This window comes from Hydrogenovibrio thermophilus, from assembly GCF_004028275.1.
Lineage (GTDB): Bacteria > Pseudomonadota > Gammaproteobacteria > Thiomicrospirales > Thiomicrospiraceae > Hydrogenovibrio > Hydrogenovibrio thermophilus.
Genome location: NZ_CP035033.1, coordinates 2,080,436 through 2,105,027 on the forward strand (window position 1 = coordinate 2,080,436; position 24,592 = coordinate 2,105,027).

Below are 24,592 nucleotides of genomic sequence, written 5' to 3' on the forward strand. Positions count from 1 at the left end.
ACGGCTACCTCACGTCTTTGCTCGTTGTTTTTTCTTTTTAAAATGCATGCCCAGCCAATAACTGCCGAACAGAATGATTGCTGCCATCAACACGGTCAGCGATCCCAATGCCGGAACCTGCGGGGTATAACCGGCCACCATTTTGGCGTAGAGCCATTCCGGCGCGGTTTGGTCGGCCCCGGTGGTGTAGGTGGACAGCGGGAAATTGCCCCAGGACAATAAGAAAGCGAACAAGGCACCGGAGAAGATGCCCGGCCACAGAATCGGCAAAGTGATTTCCTTGAAGACCTGCACACGGGATGCGCCCAGGTCATAAGCGGCTTCCTCCACCGACGGGTCGAAACCGTACACCTGAATGGCGATGACCAGCGTGACGATCGGGACAATCCACACCAGGTGCGCGAAAATCGCGGTGTGCCAGGTCGGCGTAATGCCTAATGAGGACGTCCACAACAGAATCGCCAAGCCCAACACCGCCTGCGGAAAGAAAATCGGCAACAGAATCATTTTTTGATAGATGCTGCGCCCTTTCCAGTCATAACGTGCAAACGCCAGCGCACCGAAAATGGCCATCACCACCGAAATCACGGTGACCACGGCGGCGATACTCAAAGAAGTGAAAACATACTCCCGAATCGACAAGGAATTGAAGACCGATTCATACCATTTGGTCGACCAAATCTTCACCGGGAACATGAAAAATTTGATCTTCGAGAAAGACGCCAACACCACGGCCAGCATCGGCATATACAGGAACAAAATGACAATCACCGTCCACCAGCGCATCAGCTTCTGGTTGGCGGAGGTGAATCGACTTTGATACATGGCTGACATAAGACTTCCTTATTTCTTACGACCGAACAAACGGTCTAAATCGAGTTTCGACAACAGGGTCAGAACCAAAGCCCCAATCAACAAAATCAACAGGGTCGCCAGTGCCGAGCCTAACGGCCAGTTCTGCGCATAGGTAAACGCGGTTTCGATATCGTGCGAAATCATGATGATGGATTGGCCACCCAAGATTTTGGCTTCGGAAATCGACCCCATCACCAACACGAAGGTCAACAGGGAACCGATAAGAATGCCCGGCATGGCCAACGGCAATTCAATTTCCTTGAACACCTGCCAGCGGTTGGCGCCCATATCGAAGCTGGCCTCGCGACAGGATTCGGGAATCATGGAAATGCCCAGCACCATCGGGAACAACATGAACGGCAGATAGGTGTACAGCAATCCCAGCAGAATCACCGGCACGTTGTACAGCAAACTCGGCAAATCCACGCCGAACATGGCGTTCAGGGAGCCGTCCAGCACCCCGTGATTCACCAGCATCAGCACCCAGCCGAACAGACGCACGTTTTCCGATACGAATAACGGCAACACCAAAATCAGCGTCAAAATCATCGAGCGCTTAAAGCTTTTCGCCAACCCATAGGCGACCGGCCAGCTGATCAGAATCAACAACACCGTGGTCACCAATGCCAGAATCAACGACCAACCGAACGACAGGTAATAACTGCTGCTGAAAATATCAGCATAGTTTTCCAGCGTCGGCACATGGTCCAGTCCGAATTCTTTCGACGGCATGAAACTGTAGATACCGACCAACAGTAAAGGTCCGATGAAGCCGGCGAAAAACAGAATCATCACTGGCAGCGACAACAAAAACCCGGTCTGCTTCAACCAGTCTTTCAGCCAGGCCTGGCGAAAACGCTTAGGCGTTTCGGCGCCGTTTTCTTCTTTTTCGGATGTCGTTTTCATAACACACCTTATTCTTTCAACAGGATGGCGCTGTCGGTGGACCAACCCACCTTAACCTCATCCCCTTCGGATACATCAACACCGGCACCAAGCATTTCCACCAGCAGCGTCTTGCCGTTGACCATCACTTGATATTGGGTGCGTGAGCCCAGCGAATACTGGTTCACCAACGTGCCTTCCAATTCGTTTTCCGCCGTGTCTTCCGGCGACAGCAAACGCATGTCTTCCGGACGCACAATCAGAATGCCCGAAGAATTGTCGTAAGCCGGATTCGGCGAACGGTAGGTCGCCAACATTTTCGAGTCGGCCAGTTCGTCGCCGCGCACGTCCACTTCAAATTGATTGACCTCACCCATGAACTGCGCCACAAAGCCGTTCACCGGGCTGTTGTAGATTTCTTCGGGCGTGCCCACTTGAATCAGTCGACCGCGGCGCATAATGCCGATGCGGTCACTCATCACCATCGCCTCTTCCAATGAGTGGGTGATGTAAATAAAGGTTTTGCCGGTCTTACGTTGAATGTCTTTCAGCTCTTTTTCCAGCGTCTTACGTAGACGGTAATCCAGTGCCGACAAAGGTTCGTCGAAGAACAGAATCTCCGGGTCGAATGCCAGGGCACGCGCCAGGGCGACACGTTGTCTTTCCCCGCCCGAACATTCGGTAATCATCTTGTCGTAATAACTTTCCGACAGGTGCAATTGCTCGAGCAACTCGATGGCTCGTGCCTTGCGGTAATTCTTGAGTTCGCCCTTGATTTTCATTGGGAACTCGATGTTTTCACCGACCGTTTTATGTGGAAACAGGGCCAGCGACTGGAACACCATGCAGGTCGGCCGTTTATTGGCCGGCACGTCGTTGATGACCTTGCCTCGCAGCGAAATTTCGCCATTTGTCGGTTTGTCCATGCCGACCAACATACGAATCATGGTGGTTTTCCCACTGCCCGACGGCCCGACGATGGTGAAAAATTCACCGTCTTTCACATCGAGATTGATTCGGTCGACCGCCACAAAATCGTTAAAGAATTTGTCGACGTCTTTTAACTTCAGAATCGTTTCTTGATCCATAGTCCATCTCTCTTTCAAGCCGGGCACGTGAAACGTGCCCGCCAGTTTCAATTACGATTTATCCTTTCGCTTCACGACGCGCGGCCGTGTACAACTCCAGCATTTCGGCGTAATCCGGGTTCACGTCGTAATCGGCGCAATGCTCCAACTCCCACTCCAGGCTGTCGAACTGAATCGCATCCAATTCTTTCTTGGTGAAGGCGTTCATGACTTCCGGAATCCCCATTTGAGTAACCGGGTTATGGGACCCTTCCGCAAACGCCACATTTTTGGACACATCCGGTCTTTGGACATACTCCAAGAAATCTTCGGCTTTCGTGGACAGGTTCGGGTTATTGACGATGGAGGTTACTTCCACCCAGACAATCCCACCTTTGCCATTAATCGGCCCTTCTTTCGGCGTGATGCCACGAACATTCGAGAAGCCGTCATAACGCGCCACGGAGCACGAATAGGTTCCGCCGGTGAAGTAAGCGTCAATCTCGCCGGTAATCAAAGCCTGGTTCATCGCCAAATGGTCATCCGACGCCATCTTGGCGTTTTTAAAGATGTAAGTGGCCACTTCCTTGAACTTCTGCATTTCTTCTTTGGTGTGTTTTTTAAACGGCGAGAAGCCGGCCGTAATACACATGTGATAAATGTTCCAGTTCGCCCAGGTCAAAATCCCGTAACGTCCTTTCATCTTCGGATCCATAAACAGGTTAAACCCCTGATCTTCGGCCATCGGACGCGAAATCACATCGGTATTGACCACAAAAGACAAAGGCCCGAAACGTTGCGTCATCCCCAACAGGTCTTTACCGTCCAGACTCATCGCCCACTTATACGGCCATTTGAACTCGTCCATCATCTTGTCGAAATAGGGTTTAAAGCGTTCCTGATCCAACGGCTTGATCAATCCTTCCGGATAGAGAAGCTCCCGTGCCCAGGGGTTGTTCAGGTTAATCAAATCCCATACCTTGGTTTCGCCGGCGCGCAGTTTATTCACGGCATCCGGGTCGGAAATGACGTTTTCCGCCGACACTTTGGTGTCGAACTCACGACGAAACGGGTCTAGAACATTGTCCGAGTTGTAACCTTCCCACACCAAAATATTCAATTCGTTGGTACGAGCGGCATTCGCCACCCCTGGAAACAACCCTGGAATTGCCGCCGTCGCCGACATTGCCGCTGCAGCTTTCAGAAAATCACGTCTTCCAAAATTAGAACTTGCCATTGCAAACCTCCTATGAGACATCAATAAAATTGGTAAAAACCACAAAAACTTGGTTTTGAGCAAAAAAGCAAACATGCACCCAAATAAAAAATAATTCATTTAAATCAACATATTAATATTTTTCATCTCAATATGAACCATATTGATGCCACATTTTATGCCCGCTTTTGCACCAAAATTTACATAAAAATGTTGTAATCACCACAAAATATTCCACCTAAATACGGTAAGATAAGCACAAATCAATTGTTACGGACTTCGACATGCAACCCATCGCTCCCGCTCGTTTAAACAAAAACCAACGGCACGAACGCATCCTGCATCTACTGCAAATCAAGCCGGTTGTGCTGATTTCCGAATTGGCGCAGGAATTCAATGTTTCCATCGAAACCATTCGACGCGACATCGACGCCCTGGCCGAGCAATCCCTTCTGCAACGCACCCACGGCGGCGCCGCAAATATGTCGACCGCCAAGGAAGGCGTGCTGAATCAGCGTAAGAACATTTTTCCGGAAGAGCGTATGCGCATCGCCAAGGAAGCGGAAAAGCAAGTGAGCGACGGGCAAGTGTTAATGTTCGACTCCAGCGTGACCTGCACCTTTCTGGCGAATCGCCTCGCCATCACCAAAAAAGAACTGACGGTCATCACCAACAGCTTTTCCATCGCCATCGCGCTCTCGGAAAACCCGACCCATCAAATCATCATGCTGCCCGGCCAATACCGCGCATCGGAAGGCAGTTGCTATGGCGCGGCGACAGTTTCCGCCGTCCAGCAATTCAATGCGGACCATTGCTTTTCGAGTTGCGGTTCGATTACCTTGGAAGGCATTACGGAATACGACCAGGACGTGGCCGCGTTGAAGCGGGAAATGATTAAACGCTCACGCCAAACATCCATTCTGGCGGACCATTCAAAATTTGGTTTGGGGAAACTGGAGCGGGTGTGCGGGTTTGAAGACGTGGATTTATTGATTACCGACCAACCCATGCCGGAAGCGGTCACCAAGGCGCTGAATCAGAACGACGTCAGCTGGACCGTGGTCAAATAACCAAAACGCCCAGGCCTGGCGATTTCCCACCTTGGCCCGAGCTGAACAGAATGAATCGAATACAGCCAATCAGAACAAGTGGCTGTAACGCTTGATTTCCCATTCGGAAATCGTGCGGTGGTACTCCTCCCATTCTTCGGTTTTGTATTTAATGAACTCGTTGCGCAGTTCGGAACCCAGCACTTCCTCAACAAACGGATCGGCCGCAAAGGCTTCCACCGCCTCCGCCAAGTTTTGCGGCAGGAATTCGATACCTCTTTCCAAACGCTCGGCTTCCGACAACTCATACAGGTTGTCTTCCTGCGGCATGCCCGGATCCAATTTCTCACGCACCCCTTGCAAACCGGCCGCCAACACCAACGTCGCCGCCAGATACGGATTCACCGAGCCGTCGGCATTACGCGACTCGAAACGCCCGCCGCCCATCGGCACTCGCACCGAATTGGTTCGGTTATTGGAACCGAAGGAATTGAACACCGGCGCCCAGGAGAAGGTTGCCATCGCCCCTTGGCGAATCAGGCGCTTGTAACTGTTGACCGTCGGCGAGAAAACCGCACACAAGGCCGGGCCATGCTTCAAAACACCAGCAATGAAGTGGTAACCGATTTCGGTCAAGCCCAAACCGCGCGGATCGTCTTTCGGATCACAGGCAAAGACGTTTTCGCCGGTATCCTTATCGAACAACGACATATTGAAATGCGCCCCGTTACCGGTTTTATTCGCAAACGGCTTCGGCATAAAGGTCGCCAGCAAACCTTCTTCCTGCGCATAGTGTTTCGCCATGTAACGGAAGAAAATAAAACGGTCGCACATGGTCAGCGCATCGCTGAACTTGAAATCGAATTCATACTGACCGTTGGCGTCTTCGTGGTCGAGCGAGTACAAATCCCAACCCAAATCGTTGATGGTGGTCGCCATCTTATCCAGCCAGCTGAAGCGGTTCATAAAGCTGCGCACGTCATAACACGGCTTAATGAGCTTATCGTCCTTATCCGGCACGGACAAGGAACCGTCTTCTTCCTCTTTCAGCACGAACAACTCGCACTCGATTCCCAAGTTAAACCCGAAGCCCATCTCTTCGGCTTCCGCCAAGACTTTCTTCAAAGCAACACGCGTGTTGATTTCATAAGGCTCGCCGTGCAAGGTATTGTCGGCCGCCATCCAAGCCACCTCCGGTTGCCAAGGCAGTTGAATCAAACTGTCCAGATCCGGCACCGAAGCGATTTCATCGTCGTTCGGCATCTGCCCCAAACCATCCAATGCGTACCCCGTGTACAATTCGGACCCTTCCACCATATGGTGCAAATGGTCAATCGGCACGAACTTCCCTTTCGGCACCCCGTGAATGTCCACATAAGCACCCAAACAATATTTGATGCCCATGTCTTTCAAGCGGCGCTGCATCGCATCCACATCAATTTTCGAATTCATTTGTTTATCCTTTTATCCCTTTGTTTGATCAAAATAGCCATGAGGCAAAGGCGCCTCTTCTTGTAAGCCTTTCACCACCAGAGCGCTGAGATCATCCACCATCCAATCGAACAGCTCCCGGCCTTTTTCAACCGAAGCGTCGCTCGGTTTTCCGGTCACGCCATTCAAACTGGTGCGATTCACCGGATGGGAAAACACGCAGTCTTCCGTCCGGTCCGGATCATCACTGGTTGTTAACTTATCGTTCCGCACCAAGTTCGGCGCCAACGCCATCATCAATGACGTTTCCGCCTCATTGGCGTGCCAATCCTCGGCGTCGTCGAAATGCCGCTCCTTGACGCGTTCGCTGACGGTGGACGAATTAATCAGCGCCACCATAAAGCCGTCGTGCTCAGCACGCAGCATTTCCAACGCACAGCGTAACGGCGCGAAATTGGACACATGACTGTTGAGAATGAACAGGCGCTTGAACCCGGAAGCCGCCACCCAGTCGCCGATTTCCTTAACCACATCAATCAAGGTTTTCGGCTGCAAGGCAATGGTGCCCGGCCAGCGATGCGAGTGCCCAATGGAACAGCCGTAAGGCAAAGTCGGTAGCACCGCAACCTGGGTTTTGGCCGAGACCTGCTCACTCAAATGACGGGCGATTTCCGAATCCATGCCACACCCCAAGTGCGGACCATGCTGTTCGGTCGCTCCGACCGGCAGCAATGCGGCATCCATGCCCTGTTCGACCAACTCGCCGATTTCTTCCCACGTCAGGTCATGCCATAACTTCATGGTTTTCTCCTTCAACTCGGTTTTCAAATAAGCCGCACCCCTTACCCCATACCAGGTACGTTGCGAATAACAGAAAACAGAGAGGTGTTAAAAGACAAGGCCACTGGAACCAGTGGCCTTTTGAGTCCGATTCAGCCGTTCAGCCGATTACAGACCCGTTGTGATGGAAGGATCGATATAAGCGTTCACGTCTTGTGGCGTATCGTAAACTTTGTTGGCGACGTTGAAGTCGTCAGACAATTGTGTCGAACCATACAGAGAGCTGAACCCAGATCCTTTTTGGAAGTGTTTCTTCGCTTCTTCCAAGGTCAGGATTTTGGTGCCGTCCACAAACCCTTTATACTCGTCCGGAGACAGGCCAACACGAGAAGACATGATTTCGATGGCTTCGTCATAGTGCTTCGGATCCTTGATGAAATCCACAACGCGATACCAGACTTTGGCCACTTTTACCCAATCGTCGCGATTCGCCGACAAACTGCTTGGCGAGACACACAACATATCGTAAATCAAACCTGGCTCATCTTTACTGGTATAGATGGCTTTCGAACCCGGTACCAAGTTCAATGCCGAACCGGAGCTTGGCTGCCAAGCGACAATCGCATCCACTTGACCGGACGCCAAGACTTGTGGGGTTTCATTGGTCGGCACATTCACCAACTCCACATCGCCTTCGCTCATGCCATTGGCTTTCAAAGCGTTCAGCAACAACAGGTGGCTCACGAAACCGACTTCCACGCCGACTTTCTTGCCTTTCAAATCCTTAACGGATTCAATGCCCGGCGCACCGATCACCATATCGTTACCGTTACTGTAGTCATTCATTAGGAACATAACGCTGCGCGCACCGGTCGCACCGGTTACCAACGCATCACCGTTGGTCATGCCAACCGCGTCCAACTGTCCGGCCGCGAAGGCATCCATTGACGCCACATAGTCAAACCATTCGAATTTGACGTCCACGCCTTCTTCTTTAAACCAATCTTTTTCGATTGCGACCTGCCAAGCCACCCATCCTGGCCAGTCACTGTATCCAATCTTCAACGGCTCGGCACTGACCGACATCGCTTGAACAGAAAGCAACAGCCCCGCAAGACCACCTAATAGCTTTTTATATGAGAACATGATTACACCACCTTAGTTATTACAATTTAAGAGAAAGGTAATAATTTATAAACACAGGTCGAACCAAAAAACTTTTTGTCTTTATTTTTCAACAACATAACAAAAACAACGTGATTTTAGCCGATCCTAAGATCGGTTAAATCGCATTACTTTGGGTCAAATATTTTTCATATGGTGCAATTCAGTGCCCGTTTGCACGACGAGCTTCCAGGAACGCCGCCACCACAATTAACAAGCCGCCGACCATTTCCGTCGGGCTCATGGTTTCATTCAACAGAATACTGGCCGACAAGACCGCCGTCACCAGCTCCATAATAATGATGATCGAAGAACGTCCGGCTTCCATGTGCGTCACCGCCCATTGCGTCCCAAGGTTGGCCATCATCATCCAAACCGCGCCGAACAAGAACAAAATCCCCCAGGCCTGAAGACTGACATCCGGCAAGGTCGGCAAGGACATCACCTGAATGACCCCGCTGGCCATCAACACCGAACCGCCGAACATAAAGGCTAACTTTAGCGACACGTCCACCTTCGGCGACACCCGGAAAGCAATGTTATTCATGGCAAACAAAAAACCGGACAACAGCGCCAGCGCATCAATCCAGGACGGCGGCGATTCCAGGGCTTTCCAACCGCCCACCACCAAGAAGGCGCCGGACACCGCCAGCCCTAACCCTAACCAACGCACCCGGTCGATGGCTTCCCCCAAAAACAGGCGGCCGCCAATCACGCCCCAAACCGGCAAGAGATAGAACAGCACCATGACCCGAATCACCTCGCCGTAAATCATCGCGGTATTGAACGCCAGCTGCGCCCCGCCACCCAACACACCGATGGCCAGCAAGATTTTCCAGGACGGACGAATTTCCGAACGTTTGCGCCAAATCCACGGCAAAATCACCACCAACATAATGGTGTACAAAAACAAGGTCAGCGGAATGCCGTCAAACCCCATCTCATGCAAATACTTCAACGGCAACCAAGCCAGGCCCCATAAAACCGAGGAAAAAAACAGCACCACCGTGGCGACAAGTTCCATAACCTAAAATCCTTAAAAATCCATCATCCAAAAAAAAGACAGCGTGACGCTGCCGGGTAAGTTACTAACGTAAAGCGGGCCTGACGGCTCCGCCTTTCTACTCGAAAAAGTTCGGGAATCGATTATGGCGCTGGAAAAATGCCCAATCATGATTCGGCCAAAGCGCCGCCTGCTGTTTCTCACTGAGGTATTTCAATTTACGGATACTCTCGATCGCCAATTGCTCGTTATCCTGCCAGCACAAACCGGGCGCGACTTCATCTTCGATATTCTCCGTCAAGTCCGCCGCATCACCCGCCAACAAAATCGGCGGGCCTTTCGGCAACTCCACCAGCATCGACATATGCCCCGCAGTATGCCCCGGGGTTTCAATCGCACTGACCCCATCGGTTAAATCGTACTCGCCGGTTTGCAACTTCCAATTCAAGGGCAACTCGAAATCGGATGCAAAATAAGCATCGTCCGCCGGCTCTTTCGCCGCCGCCATTTCCTGAGCGTGGACATGCACTTCGGCATGGCAGAATTCGCATAAGCCGCCGGCATGATCGAAATGCAAATGACTGCAAAACACCAAATCCACGTCTTCGGTTTTCAACCCCAGTTCCTGCAAACGATTCGGTAAACGTTCTTCCTCATCCATTTCCGGCGGCCCGAATGGAAAACCGTCGTGCTCGTAATAATGGGCGCGCTGCTCTTTTTGCTGAATTTTTTGATAATCACACCCCACATCAAACAGAATGCGACCGTTTTTGGTTTCAATCAAATAGGCCAAAATCGGCGCCTGAATGATTTCACCCTGTCCGCGCCCGCGCGTGGACAAGGTTTTTTCATAGGTATGACGGCCGGTGAGAATCGGCCAAAATTTGGTTACTTGCGTCATGTTCGCTCCAATCTCGTTTTAATGCGCCGTCAAAAAAGACACGCCATCCACACCGATAAAGCTTTCGCCTTCATCCTGCTTCACCGGCAAATTGACAGGGTCGGCGTTTAAAATGCGCGGCACACGATAACGGTGGAAACTTTTCATAAGATGGCGGAACGTCAACACTTGACGCTCGTCGTCGCCATAGGATTCCTGGTGCAATTTTGGCAACCGATACCAAGGCTGTAACATGCTGTCATGATGGACATTGTGATAACAGAAATTCAGCACCAGCAAGTTCACCCAAGGGTGCTTTTCCGACAGCAGATTGGAATAAGTATTGTCGTGCTCGAATTGAGCGTCGCGCAGGCGCGCTTCCGGCCCGCGCTTTTGATCCAGAGTTTCATACACGTCATAAGTATGCTGATGCGTATCCATAAAACGCATCACCGTCAAGAACATCAAATACGCAATCGGATACAACCACAATACATCAATCGACACCGAAGCCAGCGCCCAGAAAAACGCCACGCGAACCACCAAAAAGAACACCACGCGCGCCCGTCTGGAACGGCGGCTTTCTTTAATAAACGGCAAGACGATGACCAGAAAGTGCATCCAGACTTCCAACGCCGGAATGTAAAACCATTCCAGGGTTTTCAACAGTTTCAAAAATCGCGGATGCTTTTCCAACAACGGACGAAAGTCGAACGACACCACATCCGCCCGGTCGATATGATGGCGGTTGTGTTTGTTACGAATATCGTCGAAATGCGAATAACTGGTGCCGGTAATCCACAACAGAATTTCCGAAAACCACTGGTTATGCTCTTTTTTTCGGAACAAACTCAAATGCGCCGTTTCATGAATCAGATAGGCCGCAATCACCATCGAATGCGCCAGCGCCAAAACCCCCACCGCATTCAGCCAGCCCGAATCGGACAGCATAAAATACAACCCGAATCCGTAGGTCAATAACACATACCCAAATGCCAACGCATTCGGCAAGGCTGCATCGTCGTGCCGGAACAAACCGGTTGCCTTATTTGTTTTCACCATCTTCGCCTCACTTAATCCACTGATTCCCAAAACCGCCAGGCCTGGTGATTATTCAGTCGATTGACACATTATTATGAAAGTTACATTTAGTAATAATAAAATTATGTGCAAATCTGCAAGCACCTTGTATGCCATCGAAACAATACTTTTATTAACAATAACTTATAATAATTTTGTGATTTTGAACGATTCCCTTATGCACCAGTCTAGTGCTCAACTGATCTCTTAAAGCACCATTCTGAAATACCAGAGTCTCCCCTCAAAAAACACCGCGCCCATCTTGGTCGAAAACCCGATTCACAGTATAATATTCTCTTTTATTTTCAACACGTAACGTGTAACCAAACACAGTGAAAGAGACACCTTATCATGCCAAACAACACAGACCGTTACCTTGTATCCTGGGACCAACTACACCGCGACTGCCGCACCCTGACCAAAGAGCTTCTGACACTGGAAACCCAATGGGACGGCATCATCGCCATCACCCGCGGCGGCATGATTCCGGCCACCATCATTGCACGCGAATTGGGCATTCGCCTGATCGACAGTATTTCAGTGCGCACTTACAGCCACAAACAAATCAGCGAACCGGTCATTTTAAGTGACGTCACGGCGACACAGGATGGCGAGAACTTTCTTTTAATTGACGATTTAGTGGATACCGGGAAAACGGCGAAATTTGTACGTGAACGTTTGCCGAAAGCGTATTTCGCCACGGTTTACGCCAAGCCGGAAGGCAAGCCATTGGTGGACACACACGTGACCGAAGTCAGCCAAGATACGTGGATTTACTTTCCATGGGATTTGGACTTGAGCTACGCCAAGCCCATTTCAAAAGACGCGGACGAATGAACGACGCCCGCAGAATGGTGTTACGTATGGTGCTACTTTAGGCGTCGGAAACTAACTTACAAACGCGCAACTGCGCAATCTTAATCAGCTCGGCCAATGCCACTGGCCACTCCTGTTCGGGAGTGGCTTCGGAACGTGAACGCATCTGTTCCAAGATCGTTTCCTTGGTCATGCCAGCGACCGCAACCACAAATGGAAACCCCATTTTCGATTCATAACGCTCGTTCAATTCCGCGAACAAGGCCATCTCCGGCTCGGTTAACTGACTCAGCCCCGCTCCCTTTTGTTCGGATTGCGAAAAGCCCGGTTGAGCTCGCCCCACTCCCAGCTTGGGGTGCTGGCATAAAGCCTCATGTTGCTGCTCGAGCGGTGCCGCCTGAATAAGCTGCGCCAGCCGCTCTTGCATGACCGCCAAGGAAGCGAACGGGCGTACCGCGGCCAGCTTCGGCAGCACCCATTCACAATGTTCCAACAGAGGCGCGCACGCCTCTACAAATTGAGACTCCGACAACTGGTTCAATTCCATTAACGTCATCTTCCCTCCCAATTAATTACGGAACGCCCAACGCGTCATGCGCTTTTCCAGCACAGCGAAGATGGTATACATCGCGAGACCTTCCAAGGCCAAAACGACCAGGCCTGCAAACACCAGCGGCACATCGAAGTTGGCCTGAGCCGACAACATCAAATGCCCGACACCGGAATTCGCGGCCACGGTTTCCGCCACCACCGACCCGACAAACGCCAGTGTGATGGAAATTTTCAAGGCGCCGAAAAAATACGGCAAGGTATTCGGAATGCCCACCTTAAATAAAATCTGGCGTTTACTGGCTTTCAGCGCCCGCATGACATCCACCACTTCCGGTTCCAACGTGGCCAGCCCGGTCGATACATTCACCACAATCGGGAAGAATGAAATCAACCAAGCGGTCAAAATGGCCGGGGTGGTGCCAATGCCAAACCACAGCACCAAAATCGGCACCACGGCCACTTTCGGTACGGTTTCAAACGCGATGAACAACGGGTAGAGTGCATTATAAAGCGTCTTGGAGTTACCGATCACGGCTCCAATCGCCACCCCGAACACCACCGAAATACCAAATCCGATGACCGTGGTTTTCAGCGTCTGCCAACCGTTTTCCAACAGGGCTTCCTGATATTCCACCATGGTCGCGGCGATTTTCGCCGGTGTCGGAAGGAAATACTCGGGAATCCCGGCCCACATACAGACCAGCTGCCAAAGCGCCAGCGCCGACACAAAAATCGTGACCGGAGCGCCATATTCAAACGCCTTGGTTTGCGAGAAAGAAGACCAAAGAGTACGTTTCATGCAGCCTCCTTCGCGGACTTAATAAAGCCTCTCAACTTCTGCACCAGTTTGGAAAACGTCGGTTCATAACGAATATCAATGGCACGCGGCCGTTCAAACGTCACCTTTTCATGATGCGTAATCCGCCCCGGACGGGTCGACATTACATAAATGTCATCCGCCAAATAAGCGGCCTCTTCCAGATCATGCGTCACCAGCAAAACGGTGAACTTTTTCGCCTGCTGCAATTCGCTCAACATAATCCAAAGCTCTTCACGCGTAAACGCATCCAAGGCCCCGAAAGGCTCGTCCAAAATCAACAAACTCGGCTCATGCACCAACGCTCGGCAAATCGACGCCCGCTGTTGCATACCGCCGGACAGCTCCCACGGAAAATGATGCTCGAACCCTTTCAGGCCGACTTGCTCCAACAAGCTCATGGCTTTGTTAACGTACTCCGACTTTCTGCGTCGATAACGGTGTTCATAATCCGGGCTGACTTCAAACGGCAACAACACATTGTCGATAATGTTTCGCCAAGGCAGCAAGGTGGACTTCTGAAATGCCATGCCTACGCCGGACACCGGGCCATTGACTTCCCGGTTATCCAGAAAAACGTAGCCCAGCGTCGGTGCCTGCAAACCGGATAAAAGCTTCATCATCGTTGATTTACCACAACCACTTGGTCCGACCACAGCCGTGAAGCTGCCTTGCTGGATGGACATATCCACTTCATGAATCGCCATATCCTGAAGTTCGGTCGAGCCGTTGTAGCTCAGGGAAACTTTTTCAAGCTTGATAAACTCGGACATACTTACAGCTCTCTTTCCGATTTCGCAGGCAAGAATTCTTCAGTAAACACAGCTTCCGGCGTTGGCTTATTCTTAAAGTCATACGTCAAACCAACCTGGTCGATGGCTTCCGCCATCCGTGCCGAATCGACGCCACCAAAGCCATTCGCTTTTACATTATCGGTCACGACATTGTCGTCGATGCACATTTGCAAACGCTGGGTTTCCACCGCCTTCTTGGCAATTTTATTCCGTTCGATGACATATTGAATACTCTCTTCCGGATGCGCCACCGCGTATTGCCAACCCTTGATGGTCGCTTTAACAAAGCCTTTGACCAGCTCCGGGTTTTGCTTGGCAAATTCCGGGTTCACCAAAATGGTGTTGCCGTAGAGTTTTAGACCATAATCCGCCATCAACATCACATTGATGTCCTCCGCTGGCAGACCGATTTTGCGCAGGTTCAGGAAGGAAGAGAACGAATAACCGGTAATGGCATCCACACGCTTTTGCACCAGCATGGATTCGCGCACCGCAAAACTGACGTTATCGATATTCACCTCCGACGGATTGATGCCGGTCACGTCGGTAAACGCTTTCCATTGGGCATAAGCCCCATCCGGTGCCGGCGCGCCCAATGTTTTACCTTCTAAATCTTTCGGCTTGGCCACACCGGTTTGCTTGGAACCGATAATCGCAAACGGCGGCTTGTCATAAACCATCAAAATCCCTTTCAATTCCGAATTCGGGTTCTGGTCTTTGAATTTGATCAAGGAGTTAATATCGGCAAAACCGAACTGGTACGTGCCGGAAGCCACTTTTGGAATGGCATCCAATGACCCTTTACCGGAATCAATGGTTACGTCCAGGCCCGCGTCTTTATAGTAGCCTTTTTCTAAGGCCACCAAATAGGCCGCGGCTGGGCCTTCGAATTTCCAATCCAGCGTAAATTTAACCGGGGTGGCCGCCAAAGCCGGTAAGGCCGTCATTGCCGTCAGCGCAAGCGCAAAAAACCGTTTGAGTTTCATATTGTTGTCTCCAGTGTCGATAAAATATGAACACCTAAACCGTTAACCCCGTTGCCAACGTTGATAGGATTCAATCGTTAATAAAATGGTTGTAAAAAATACGTCGGTCAAGCCGGGTGATTGGCCGCCCAATGCCGAGCAATATCGGCCCGGGTACATAACCAAACATCGTCGTGCTGACGCACATATTCGATAAAGCGTTTCAAAGAAGCAAAGCGCCCCGGCCGGCCGACCAAGCGGCAATGCAACCCAACGGACATCATTTTCGGGGCCACATCGCCCTCGGCATACAGCACGTCAAAAGAATCTTTTAAATACGTAAAGAATTGGTCGCCCGAGTTAAACCCTTGCGAAGTGGCGAAACGCATGTCATTGGCGTCCAAGGTATAAGGCACCACCAAGTGCGGTTGGCCACCTTCCTGTACCCAAAACGGCAGTTCATCGGAATAAGAATCCGAATCGTACAAAGGTGTGGTCTCTTCCAGCAAGATGCGTCGGGTCTGGTCGCTGTTACGCCCGATGTACCACCCCAAGGGTTCTTGCCCGGTCAAGGCGGTGTGAATTTCCAGCGCTTGACGAATATGACTGCGTTCCACTTCCGGGTCGACCGCCGCGTAGTCAATCCAGCGGTAACCGTGACTGGCGATTTCCCAATCCGCATCCAGCATGGCTTGAACCGCCTCCGGGTTGCGCTGCAAGGCCATCGCCACCCCGAACACCGTGACCGGAATGCCCATTTCGGTGAACAATCGATGCAATCGCCAGAAACCGACGCGCGAACCGTACTCGTATATCGTTTCAATGCTCATATGACGTTGGCCCTGCCAGGGCGAAGCGCCCATGACTTCGGATAAGAAGGCTTCGGAGGCCGGGTCGCCGTGCAAGATACAGTTCTCGCCGCCCTCTTCATAATTGATGACAAACTGCAAAGCCAGCTTGGCTTTACCCGGCCAGGTCACTTTCGGCGGATTCGCCCCGTAGCCCACCATGTCCCTTGGATAATCTGGATACGTTAAACCGTTTGATTCTTCCATCTTGATTACGACTCCTTGTTTTTAAGGGTCAAATACCATTGCCCCAACAGCGCGCGTTCGTCCGGCGTCATCTGAGTCAAATTGCCAATCGGCATCGCCTTTGAAGTGACCGTCTGCGCGTAAACCGCATCGGCCTGCTGCTCAATTTTGGCGCGCGTGTCCAACTCCACGCCTTTCGGCGCCACTTTAAACGCCGGATCGGTTGGATTGGCCGCGTGACAAGTGGCACAACGTTGCGCCATAATCGGTTCAATTGCCTCGAATGTCACCTCACTCTCCAACACCGTTTCTTGCGGTTTCGGCATGGTTAGGTAGGCTAATAACGCCATCAATACCGCCGCCAGAGGCAAAATCCAATGATGCACCTTGCCTTGGTTTTTCAAGTTGAAGTAATGACGCACCAACACGCCAATCAAGGCAATCGCGGCCAAAATCATCCAGTTGTATTCGCTGCCAAACGTGAGCGGATAATGCCCGCTGATCATAATAAAAAGCACCGGCAAGGTGAAATAGTTATTGTGGAAAGAGCGTTGAAAACCGGCTTTGCCGGTCGCCGGATCCGGCACCTCGCCTTGCTTCATGGCGTCCACCATCTTGCGTTGCGATGGAATGATGACGAAAAAGACATTGGCCACCATCAAGGTGCCGATAATGGCACCCATTTGAATGTAAGCGGCGCGAGCGCTGAACAGTTCGGTAAACAGATAGGCGAGCAATGTTAACCCAATGAACATCACCCAAAAGAATCGTGCGTTGTTTTCGACCAGAGCGGTTTTGCAGAGACGGTCGTAAATCAGCCAGACAACGGCCAGCGAGAGAACACTAATGGAAATGGCCAGGCCTGGTGAAAGATTGGCCACCGAAGGGTCAATCATGTAAAGCGTTGGCGACATATAAAACACCAACACCAAAAGCGTGAAGCCGGTAATCCAGGTCAGATAGGCTTCCCATTTGAACCAATGAAGCGTTTCCGGCAGTTTTTCCGGCGCCACTTCGAACTTCTCGACATGGTAAAAACCACCGCCGTGCACGGCCCACAAGTCGCCAGCCACGCCTTTATTCAACCCCGCTTTCTGACGTTCAAGGTTGCCTTCCAGCCAGTTGAAATAAAAAGACGCCCCTATCCAGGCAATCCCAACAATCAAGTGAATCCACTTGACGTTTAAATTCAGCCACTCCAGAATCTGCGGGTCCATCTAACACTCCTCTGCTAATCCGCACCTGAATCAGATTCCACTGGCTGGCCATCACGCGGCAACGATTAGCCGATAGGAGCATCGACCGATGAAACGTTACTCGGCTTTGAACAGAGAATATAAATCTGGTTCAAGTTCTTTTTTACTTAAAGACAAACCGTCTTCAATGTGTCGGATATGAGTGTCCATTAAAGCTTCTGCTTCATCTTCTGTCCCGTTGACAATGACATCCACCAGGGCGGAATGGTCAACACACGCACAACCACCCGAACCGGACAAATTGTACTGCGCCACGATCAACGAGGTTCTGGAAATCAAATGCCGCGCGGCTTCCGCCAGAGGATGATTTCCAGACAGGTCGGCAATCAAAAAATGGAATTCGGTCGACTTCCGCAATCCTTTGGCGCGATTGCTGGTTTCGAAATACCGGCTCTCTTCCCGCACCATCGACTTCAGCGTTTCCACCTGGTAACTGGTCAATTTCCCCACCACCATTCGAATCAACGCGCATTCGATAATCCGTCTTGCTTCAAAGTATTGCGACACTTCTTCCACCGGCGTGCGAATCACACTGGCCCCGACATTCGGCTTGATTTCCACCACCCCTTCGTGCGAAAGGCGTAATAACGCCCGTCGTACGACGGTTCGGCTGACCCCGAAAATTTCCGCAAGCGGAACTTCGGTCAAGCGCGCGCCGGGCTGAAGTTTCTGTTCCAAGATGACATCAAACAGACGGTCATAAATAATCTGTTCCTGACTCTTCGAACCCTTATTCTTTTCCATGATTGGCTCCTGCAAGTTGCAAGGCTTAACACCGAACACTCATATCATTCAATGTTAAAGCAGATTGTATACAATTTAAAAAAAATTAGTAAGAAATATTTTTTCCACCGGGTTCAAAACACATTCCATTTTCGCTTAAAACCCCGCAGACAACGCACAAATAAAATAAAAAAGCTTTATTTAAACAACAAGTTACAAAAACAATGCTTTTAAACCGTTTTTTTTGATAACGATTTCTTATTATCACCTAAACCCAATCCGAATTCACCTCACCGTAGAACAAAAACGGTGAAAAAATGATCAAAAACCGACAATTGATCAAAAACTTAAAACACAAAATTGTGTACAATATTTTTATTATTTTGTTTAATACTACCTATTATCCCCCATAACATTGAGTGATTAAGAGCGAAAACATATGACCGGTTTAACCACACACATTTTAGACACCAGCTCGGGGCAACCCGCTGACCAGGTTTCCATCAAACTGTACGCCCTTAACGAGGACGGTACTCGGCAACTTTTGACCGAAACCCGCTCCAACGACGACGGCCGTACCGATGCCCCCTTACTGAACCCAGACGCAATCGCCGTCGGACGCTATGAACTCGTCTTCGAAATGGGCGCTTATTTCAAACAACACCATCCAAACTTACCGTCCCCTTTATTTCTGGACGACATCGTATTGCGGTTCGGCATTGCAGACGTCACGAGCCACTACCACGTTCCACTCTTGGTGTCGCCGTATGGATACAGTACTTACCGAGGTAGTTAAGATGAAGGATACCCCTCCCGACCAACCGATTCGTTTTTTACTCGGTAACGAACTCAAAACACTGGCCGATGTCTCGCCGACGATGACGGTCTTAAACTATCTTCGGACGGAAGAAAAGGCCATCGGCACCAAAGAAGGCTGTGCGGAAGGTGACTGTGGCGCCTGTACCGTGGTATTAGGCGAGCTGATAGACGGCCAATTGCAGTACCGCGCCGTGAACGCCTGCATTCTGTTTTTACCCATGCTGGACGGAAAACAACTGCTCACCGTTGAACATTTAAAAGAGACCAACGGCCAACTGCACCCGGTGCAACAAAGCATGGTGGACCGCCATGCCTCTCAGTGCGGATTCTGCACCCCCGGCATCGTGATGTCCGGTTTTGCCTTATACCAGAATGTCCGCCAAAACCACCAGGCCTGGTCGGAATTGAAACCGGAAAACACCGTCAGCGAATTGAACAAAATCTACGCCGGCAACCTGTGCCGTTGCACCGGCTACGGCCCGATTCTGGAATCCGGAAAAGACATTCTCGCCCAAGCCCAACAGGATGCCGCCGCTTATCAGGCCGAAGCCCAAACAATCACCCAACAACTTCAAGCCATTCAACCGCGGGAAGCCAAACGCTGGCAACATGACCAACAAACCTACATCCAACCCAGTAACATCACGGAACTGACGCACGCTTACCAACAGCATCCGGACGCCAACCTACTGGCCGGCGGCACCGATCTCGGGCTCTGGGTCACCAAACAACACCGAGAATTGGACACCGTGATCCATCTCGGTCACATTCCAGCGTTAAAAACCATTCAGGAAACACCGCAACACATCGAACTCGGTGCCGCGGTCACTTACAGCCAAGCCATACCGATTCTGTGCAAACACTTCCCGGTATTGCAACCTTTCCTCGAACGTCACAGCTCCACGCAAATCCGAAATTCCGGCACCATCGTCGGCAACATCGCCAACGGCTCGCCGATTGGCGACATGCCGCCGCCGCTGATTGCATTAGGCGCGTCCATCACCTTAAACAGCGCTCAAGGGCCTCGTACCTTGACTCTGCAGGATTACTTTATTGATTACGGCCAGCAGGATCGCCAACCCGGCGAATTCATCGAAAAAGTGACCATCCCGTTGTTGAACACAAACATTCCGGGCGAAACCGTGTTGTTCAAAGCCTATAAAATTTCCAAACGGCAGGAGCAAGACATCTCCAGCGTCAGTGCGGCCTTTTATATCCGGCTCAACGGCGGCACCGTGGAAGACGCGCGGCTCTGCTACGGCGGCATGGCCGGCATTCCAAAACGCGCGACCGCAACCGAGAAATCCCTAATCGGCCAGGCCTGGTGCGACGAAACTATTTTCAATGCCTGCGACGTCATGATCACCGACTACCAGCCACTCGACGATTTCCGAGCTTCCAGCCGCTATCGCATGACGGTTGCGCAAAACCTGCTGCGCAAATTCTTTATCGAACACCGTTTGGACAACCAGGAAAAACAGCATGCCTAACCCAGCTTCTTTGTCACCCCAACGCTTGCCGAAAACCCTGAAAACCGGCGTTAAAGCCGCCGTCAAACACGACAGCGCACACAAGCACGTCAGCGGTGAAGCCCTGTACATTGACGACCTGCCCGAACCACGGGATTTATTACACGTCTACATTGCGCAAAGCCAACAGGCTCACGCCAAGCTCACTCGGTTAGACGTCTCCGCCGTGCAAAATTTTCCCGGTGTGGTCGCCGTCTTAACCGCCGCCGACGTCACTGGCAAAAACGATGTCGGCCCGGTTTTGGACGGCGACCCGATTTTTGCCGACGGTTTGGTGGAATACATCGGGCAATCCCTGTTTGCGGTGGCGGCTAAAGACATTCACACGGCGCGTAAAGCCGCCAAACTGGCCATTGTCGAATACGAACCGCTGCCGGCCTTTATCACCGTCAAGGAGGCTCTGGAAAACCAATCCTTTGTGTTGGATTCCAAAACCTTCCGTCGCGGCGAGCCGGAAGCTCAACTTCCCCAAAGCACGCACCGCCTTCAAGGCGAAATTGAAATCGGCGGGCAAGATCACTTTTATTTGGAATCGAATGTTGCGATGGCGTTACCGGGCGAGGATTGCGACATCAAAGTGTTCAGCTCCACCCAGCACCCATCGGAAGTGCAACATTGTTGCGCTCGCGCCATTGGGATTCCCGATCACGCCGTCCACGTTGAAGTACGCCGCATGGGCGGCGGCTTCGGCGGCAAAGAATCGCAACCGGCGCTGTTCGCCAGCATCGCCGCGCTGGTCACACATCACACCCGGCGCCCGGCCAAAGTGCGCCTGGACCGCGACGACGACATGACCATGACCGGAAAGCGCCACGACTATCTCATCCGTTACGATATTGGATTCGACGTCAATGGTCGCATTGAGGCCGCCGCGTTTGAAGCCGCTTCGCGTTGCGGCATGTCGGCCGATTTATCAGCCTCCATCAACGACCGCACCATGTTCCACTTGGACAACGCTTATTATCTGGAAAACGTGTCCATCATGTCGCATCGCTGCAAAACCCATACCGTCTCCAACACCGCCTTCCGTGGTTTTGGCGGCCCGCAGGGCATGGTGGCAATCGAGCGCGTCATCGACGAAATCGCCCACCACCTCGGCGAAGACCCGTTGACCATCCGCAAACGCAATTACTACGGCATCGACGAACGCAACGTCACCCCGTATCACATGACGGTGACGGATAACATCATCCACGACATCACCGCCGAACTGGAACAAAGCGCCGATTACGCCAAACGTCGCGCCGACATTATCGCCTTCAATCACACCAGCCCTTACCAGAAAAAAGGCTTGGCGCTGACACCGGTAAAATTCGGCATTTCCTTCACCGCTACCCACTTGAATCAGGCCGGTGCTTTGGTGCACATTTACACCGACGGCAGCATTCATCTTAACCACGGCGGTACCGAGATGGGACAAGGCCTGTTTACCAAAGTGGCGCAAATCGTCGCCGAAGAATTCCAGGTGGAAATCGACCGTATCAAAATCACCTCCACCAATACCGAGAAAGTGCCGAACACCTCGCCCACCGCCGCTTCCAGTGGCTGCGACCTCAACGGCAAAGCGGCTCAAAATGCCGCCATCACCTTAAAAAACCGCCTCATTGAATTTGCCGCTCAACAGTACAGCGTGGCGGAAAGCGACATTACCTTCACCCCGGACGGCGTGCACATCGGCACGCAAACCGTGCCTTTCCAAGAACTGGTGATGCAAGCCTATCTGGCGCGCATTTCCTTATCCACCACCGGTTATTACCGCACCCCGAAAATTCATTTCGATCAAAGCACCGGAAAAGGCCACCCGTTCTTTTATTTCGCCTACGGGGCGGCCGTCTCGGAAGTCACCGTGGATACCTTGACCGGCGAATACACGGTAGATCGCGTCGATATCGTCCACGATTGCGGCGACACCCTGAACCCCGCCATCGACACCGGCCAGGTGGAAGGCGGTTTTATACAAGGCATGGGCTGGCTCACCACCGAGGAATTGGTGTACAATCCATCCGGTCGTCTGCGCACCCATGCACCCTCCACCTATAAAATTCCGTCTTGCGGCGACCGTCCACAGGAAATGCATATCCACTTGCGTTGCGATGCCAATCGTGAAAATACCGTTTACCGCTCCAAGGCGGTCGGCGAACCGCCATTGATGCTCGGTATCAGTGTCTTCAACGCCCTGACCGATGCGGTGGCCAGTGTCGGAAATTACCAGGCTTGCCCGAAACTGGACGCCCCCGCCACGCCGGAGCGTGTACTTTTGGCGTGTGAAGCCTTACGTTCATTCAACAGAGCCGGAGGCTAAAATGCTGAACTGGCAAACCCTCTCCACCCTGGTCAATGCCGAAGACCCGTTCGTGTTGGTCACCGTCGGTCGGGTGTCCGGCTCCTCGCCGCGGGAAACCGGTGCCAAAATGCTGATACAGTCTCACCGCACGCTCGGCACCATTGGCGGCGGCAACCTGGAATTTTTTGCGCAAACCCATGCCCGCGAATTGCTCGCCACGGCGCCCGACAACCAACTCAGCGAATACACCACGTCCTTGGTACCGAAATTTGATCAATGTTGTGGCGGCGTGGTGCAGTTAATCTTTGAAAAGGTTCACCCCGCCAGCTCAACCTGGTTAAACCAACTGCAATACGTGATACAGCAAAACGCCCAGGCCTGGCTGAAATCGGATTTAATCCGTGGCGAACGCAGCCTCATCACGGCAACCGAAGAGCGGCCTTCGTACGCAGAAAACCAGGAAGAGATCTCGTTTCAGGACGTAACAGTCCCGCAATGGCACGCCTTGCAACACCAATTGATTGAACCGATTCAATCCACCGCTCTGCCGATCTTTCTTTTCGGAGCCGGACACGTTGGCCGGGCTTTGCTGAACCAACTGCAATGGCTGGATGCCGACATCACCTGCATCGACAGTCGTGCCGAGCAACAACCGGCCTTACGAGCCGACAATGTGCAGTACCGAATCACCGACGACTGGGCATCGATTATTGAACACGCGCCGGATCACGCCTATTTTTTGGTTATGACCCACAGTCACGAGCTGGACTATCGTCTGACACAAGCCATTCTGGAAAAAGGCCGCTTTGCCTATTTCGGCCTGATCGGTTCACGAACCAAAAAAGTCCGTTTCGAACGCCAACTCAAACAACACAGCCTTTCGGACACAACCCTGGCGCGCATGACCTGCCCCATCGGCTTGCCGCAAATTACCGGAAAATCGCCCGAGGTCATTGCCGCGTCGGTCACGGCGCAATTACTGCAAGTGCAAAGCGAGCACACGCAAACCGCCAAATCTGCCGCCTTTGAACAGGACGCTCACGCGACCTTCTTAAACCAAACACCATAGGAAAACGTTTTATGTGTGACTGCCAATCCAACACCACAACCCCCGAAGACTTTATGCGCCAAGCCATTGCCCTTTCCAAAGAAAAAATGGAAGCCGGGTTCGGCGGCCCCTTCGGTGCGGTCATCACTCAAAACGGTCGAATCATTGCGGAAGGCTATAACCAGGTCACCTCGGCCAACGATCCCACCGCGCACGCCGAAGTCACCGCCATCCGCAACGCCTGTGCGGCGCTGGGTACCTTCGATTTGGCCGGTTGTGAAATTTACACCAGCTGCGAACCCTGCCCCATGTGCCTGAGCGCCATCTACTGGGCCAGACTGGACAAAATGTACTACGCCAATTCGCGTGAAGACGCCGCGGACATCGGGTTTGACGATGCCCTGATTTACGAAGAGATTTCAAAGCCGATTCTCAGTCGCAACCTGCCGACCTTCCGCCTTCTGGAAGACGAGGCCATCCAGCCGTTTAACGACTGGAAAAACAAAACCGACAAAACCCCTTACTAGCGCCGACTGGCAACGGGC

The 24,592-nt window shown here is 51.8% G+C and carries 24 protein-coding genes; 7 read left to right on the plus strand and 17 right to left on the minus strand.

Going from position 1 to position 24,592, the window contains the following annotated elements:
• Nucleotides 1-9: 9 nt before the first annotated feature.
• From EPV75_RS09760 to EPV75_RS09775, 4 genes are read right to left on the minus strand one after another with little or no spacing between them, the layout of a single operon-like run.
• Nucleotides 10-834 (minus strand): ABC transporter permease, encoded by an 825-nt coding sequence (locus EPV75_RS09760; protein ID WP_225972313.1) that lies wholly within the window; start codon nt 832-834, stop codon nt 10-12.
• A gap of 9 nt (nt 835-843) precedes the next feature.
• Nucleotides 844-1,761: an ABC transporter permease gene (locus EPV75_RS09765; RefSeq protein WP_128385262.1), complete on the minus strand. Its 918-nt coding sequence runs from the start codon at nt 1,759-1,761 to the stop codon at nt 844-846.
• A gap of 8 nt (nt 1,762-1,769) precedes the next feature.
• A complete protein-coding gene (locus tag EPV75_RS09770; protein ID WP_128385263.1) occupies nt 1,770-2,828 on the minus strand; it encodes an ABC transporter ATP-binding protein in 1,059 nt (352 codons plus the stop codon).
• Nucleotides 2,829-2,886: 58 nt separating this feature from the next.
• A complete protein-coding gene (locus tag EPV75_RS09775) occupies nt 2,887-4,044 on the minus strand; it encodes an ABC transporter substrate-binding protein (RefSeq protein ID WP_128385264.1) in 1,158 nt (385 codons plus the stop codon).
• 263 nt (nt 4,045-4,307) lie between these two features.
• Here EPV75_RS09775 and EPV75_RS09780 point away from each other — a divergent pair, with 263 nt between their 5' ends.
• Nucleotides 4,308-5,093, plus strand: a complete 786-nt coding sequence (locus EPV75_RS09780) for a DeoR/GlpR family DNA-binding transcription regulator (RefSeq protein ID WP_127119325.1) — start codon at nt 4,308-4,310, stop codon at nt 5,091-5,093.
• A 69-nt stretch (nt 5,094-5,162) separates the two neighbouring features.
• Here EPV75_RS09780 and glnT read toward each other — a convergent pair whose 3' ends face one another.
• The 6 genes from glnT to EPV75_RS09810 form a co-directional block, all read right to left on the minus strand.
• Nucleotides 5,163-6,524: a type III glutamate--ammonia ligase gene (glnT, locus tag EPV75_RS09785; protein WP_128385265.1), complete on the minus strand. Its 1,362-nt coding sequence runs from the start codon at nt 6,522-6,524 to the stop codon at nt 5,163-5,165.
• Nucleotides 6,525-6,536: 12 nt separating this feature from the next.
• Nucleotides 6,537-7,304: a creatininase family protein gene (locus EPV75_RS09790; protein ID WP_128385266.1), complete on the minus strand. Its 768-nt coding sequence runs from the start codon at nt 7,302-7,304 to the stop codon at nt 6,537-6,539.
• 147 nt (nt 7,305-7,451) lie between these two features.
• Nucleotides 7,452-8,429 (minus strand): ABC transporter substrate-binding protein, encoded by a 978-nt coding sequence (locus EPV75_RS09795; protein ID WP_128385267.1) that lies wholly within the window; start codon nt 8,427-8,429, stop codon nt 7,452-7,454.
• A gap of 181 nt (nt 8,430-8,610) precedes the next feature.
• On the minus strand, nt 8,611-9,471 hold the full coding sequence (locus EPV75_RS09800) for a DMT family transporter (RefSeq protein WP_068649300.1): 861 nt from the start codon (nt 9,469-9,471) through the stop codon (nt 8,611-8,613).
• Nucleotides 9,472-9,568: 97 nt separating this feature from the next.
• The gene (locus tag EPV75_RS09805; protein ID WP_068649302.1) at nt 9,569-10,351 is read right to left on the minus strand and encodes an N-acyl homoserine lactonase family protein; all 783 of its coding nucleotides are present in this window, start codon (nt 10,349-10,351) and stop codon (nt 9,569-9,571) included.
• An 18-nt stretch (nt 10,352-10,369) separates the two neighbouring features.
• Nucleotides 10,370-11,392, minus strand: coding sequence for a fatty acid desaturase (locus EPV75_RS09810; protein WP_128385268.1), 1,023 nt, complete (start codon nt 11,390-11,392; stop codon nt 10,370-10,372).
• Nucleotides 11,393-11,761: 369 nt separating this feature from the next.
• Here EPV75_RS09810 and gpt point away from each other — a divergent pair, with 369 nt between their 5' ends.
• Complete coding sequence (gpt, locus tag EPV75_RS09815; RefSeq protein ID WP_068649306.1) at nt 11,762-12,247, plus strand: xanthine phosphoribosyltransferase; 486 nt, start codon at nt 11,762-11,764, stop codon at nt 12,245-12,247.
• A 37-nt stretch (nt 12,248-12,284) separates the two neighbouring features.
• On the opposite strand, the gene uraD is transcribed toward gpt, so the two are convergent.
• The 7 genes from uraD to EPV75_RS09850 form a co-directional block, all read right to left on the minus strand.
• Entirely contained in the window at nt 12,285-12,782 is a 498-nt protein-coding gene (gene uraD / locus EPV75_RS09820; protein ID WP_128385269.1) for a 2-oxo-4-hydroxy-4-carboxy-5-ureidoimidazoline decarboxylase, read from the minus strand.
• A 12-nt stretch (nt 12,783-12,794) separates the two neighbouring features.
• Nucleotides 12,795-13,577 (minus strand): ABC transporter permease, encoded by a 783-nt coding sequence (locus tag EPV75_RS09825; protein ID WP_128385270.1) that lies wholly within the window; start codon nt 13,575-13,577, stop codon nt 12,795-12,797.
• On the minus strand, nt 13,574-14,368 hold the full coding sequence (locus EPV75_RS09830; RefSeq protein ID WP_068649310.1) for an ABC transporter ATP-binding protein: 795 nt from the start codon (nt 14,366-14,368) through the stop codon (nt 13,574-13,576). Before EPV75_RS09830 ends, EPV75_RS09825 begins: the two co-directional genes overlap by 4 nt.
• 2 nt (nt 14,369-14,370) lie before the next feature.
• On the minus strand, nt 14,371-15,375 hold the full coding sequence (locus EPV75_RS09835; RefSeq protein WP_128385271.1) for an ABC transporter substrate-binding protein: 1,005 nt from the start codon (nt 15,373-15,375) through the stop codon (nt 14,371-14,373).
• Nucleotides 15,376-15,482: 107 nt separating this feature from the next.
• Nucleotides 15,483-16,409, minus strand: coding sequence for an allantoinase PuuE (puuE, locus tag EPV75_RS09840; protein WP_128385272.1), 927 nt, complete (start codon nt 16,407-16,409; stop codon nt 15,483-15,485).
• 5 nt (nt 16,410-16,414) lie between these two features.
• Nucleotides 16,415-17,605 (minus strand): urate hydroxylase PuuD, encoded by a 1,191-nt coding sequence (locus tag EPV75_RS09845; RefSeq protein WP_128385273.1) that lies wholly within the window; start codon nt 17,603-17,605, stop codon nt 16,415-16,417.
• 96 nt (nt 17,606-17,701) lie between these two features.
• Entirely contained in the window at nt 17,702-18,388 is a 687-nt protein-coding gene (locus EPV75_RS09850; protein ID WP_068649318.1) for a GntR family transcriptional regulator, read from the minus strand.
• Between the two features lie 418 nt (nt 18,389-18,806).
• Here EPV75_RS09850 and uraH point away from each other — a divergent pair, with 418 nt between their 5' ends.
• From uraH to EPV75_RS09875, 5 genes are read left to right on the plus strand one after another with little or no spacing between them, the layout of a single operon-like run.
• Nucleotides 18,807-19,163 (plus strand): hydroxyisourate hydrolase, encoded by a 357-nt coding sequence (gene uraH, locus EPV75_RS09855; RefSeq protein WP_128385274.1) that lies wholly within the window; start codon nt 18,807-18,809, stop codon nt 19,161-19,163.
• A 1-nt stretch (nt 19,164) separates the two neighbouring features.
• Nucleotides 19,165-20,676 carry a xanthine dehydrogenase small subunit gene (gene xdhA, locus EPV75_RS09860; protein WP_128385275.1) on the plus strand — a complete coding sequence of 504 codons (1,512 nt, stop codon included), beginning with the start codon at nt 19,165-19,167 and terminating at the stop codon, nt 20,674-20,676.
• Nucleotides 20,669-23,017, plus strand: a complete 2,349-nt coding sequence (xdhB, locus tag EPV75_RS09865) for a xanthine dehydrogenase molybdopterin binding subunit (protein ID WP_128385276.1) — start codon at nt 20,669-20,671, stop codon at nt 23,015-23,017. The genes xdhA and xdhB overlap by 8 nt, the downstream gene beginning before the upstream one ends.
• 1 nt (nt 23,018) lies before the next feature.
• The gene (xdhC, locus tag EPV75_RS09870; protein WP_192893984.1) at nt 23,019-24,068 is read left to right on the plus strand and encodes a xanthine dehydrogenase accessory protein XdhC; all 1,050 of its coding nucleotides are present in this window, start codon (nt 23,019-23,021) and stop codon (nt 24,066-24,068) included.
• A gap of 11 nt (nt 24,069-24,079) precedes the next feature.
• Nucleotides 24,080-24,574, plus strand: a complete 495-nt coding sequence (locus EPV75_RS09875) for a nucleoside deaminase (RefSeq protein WP_068649337.1) — start codon at nt 24,080-24,082, stop codon at nt 24,572-24,574.
• Nucleotides 24,575-24,592 lie beyond the last annotated feature (18 nt).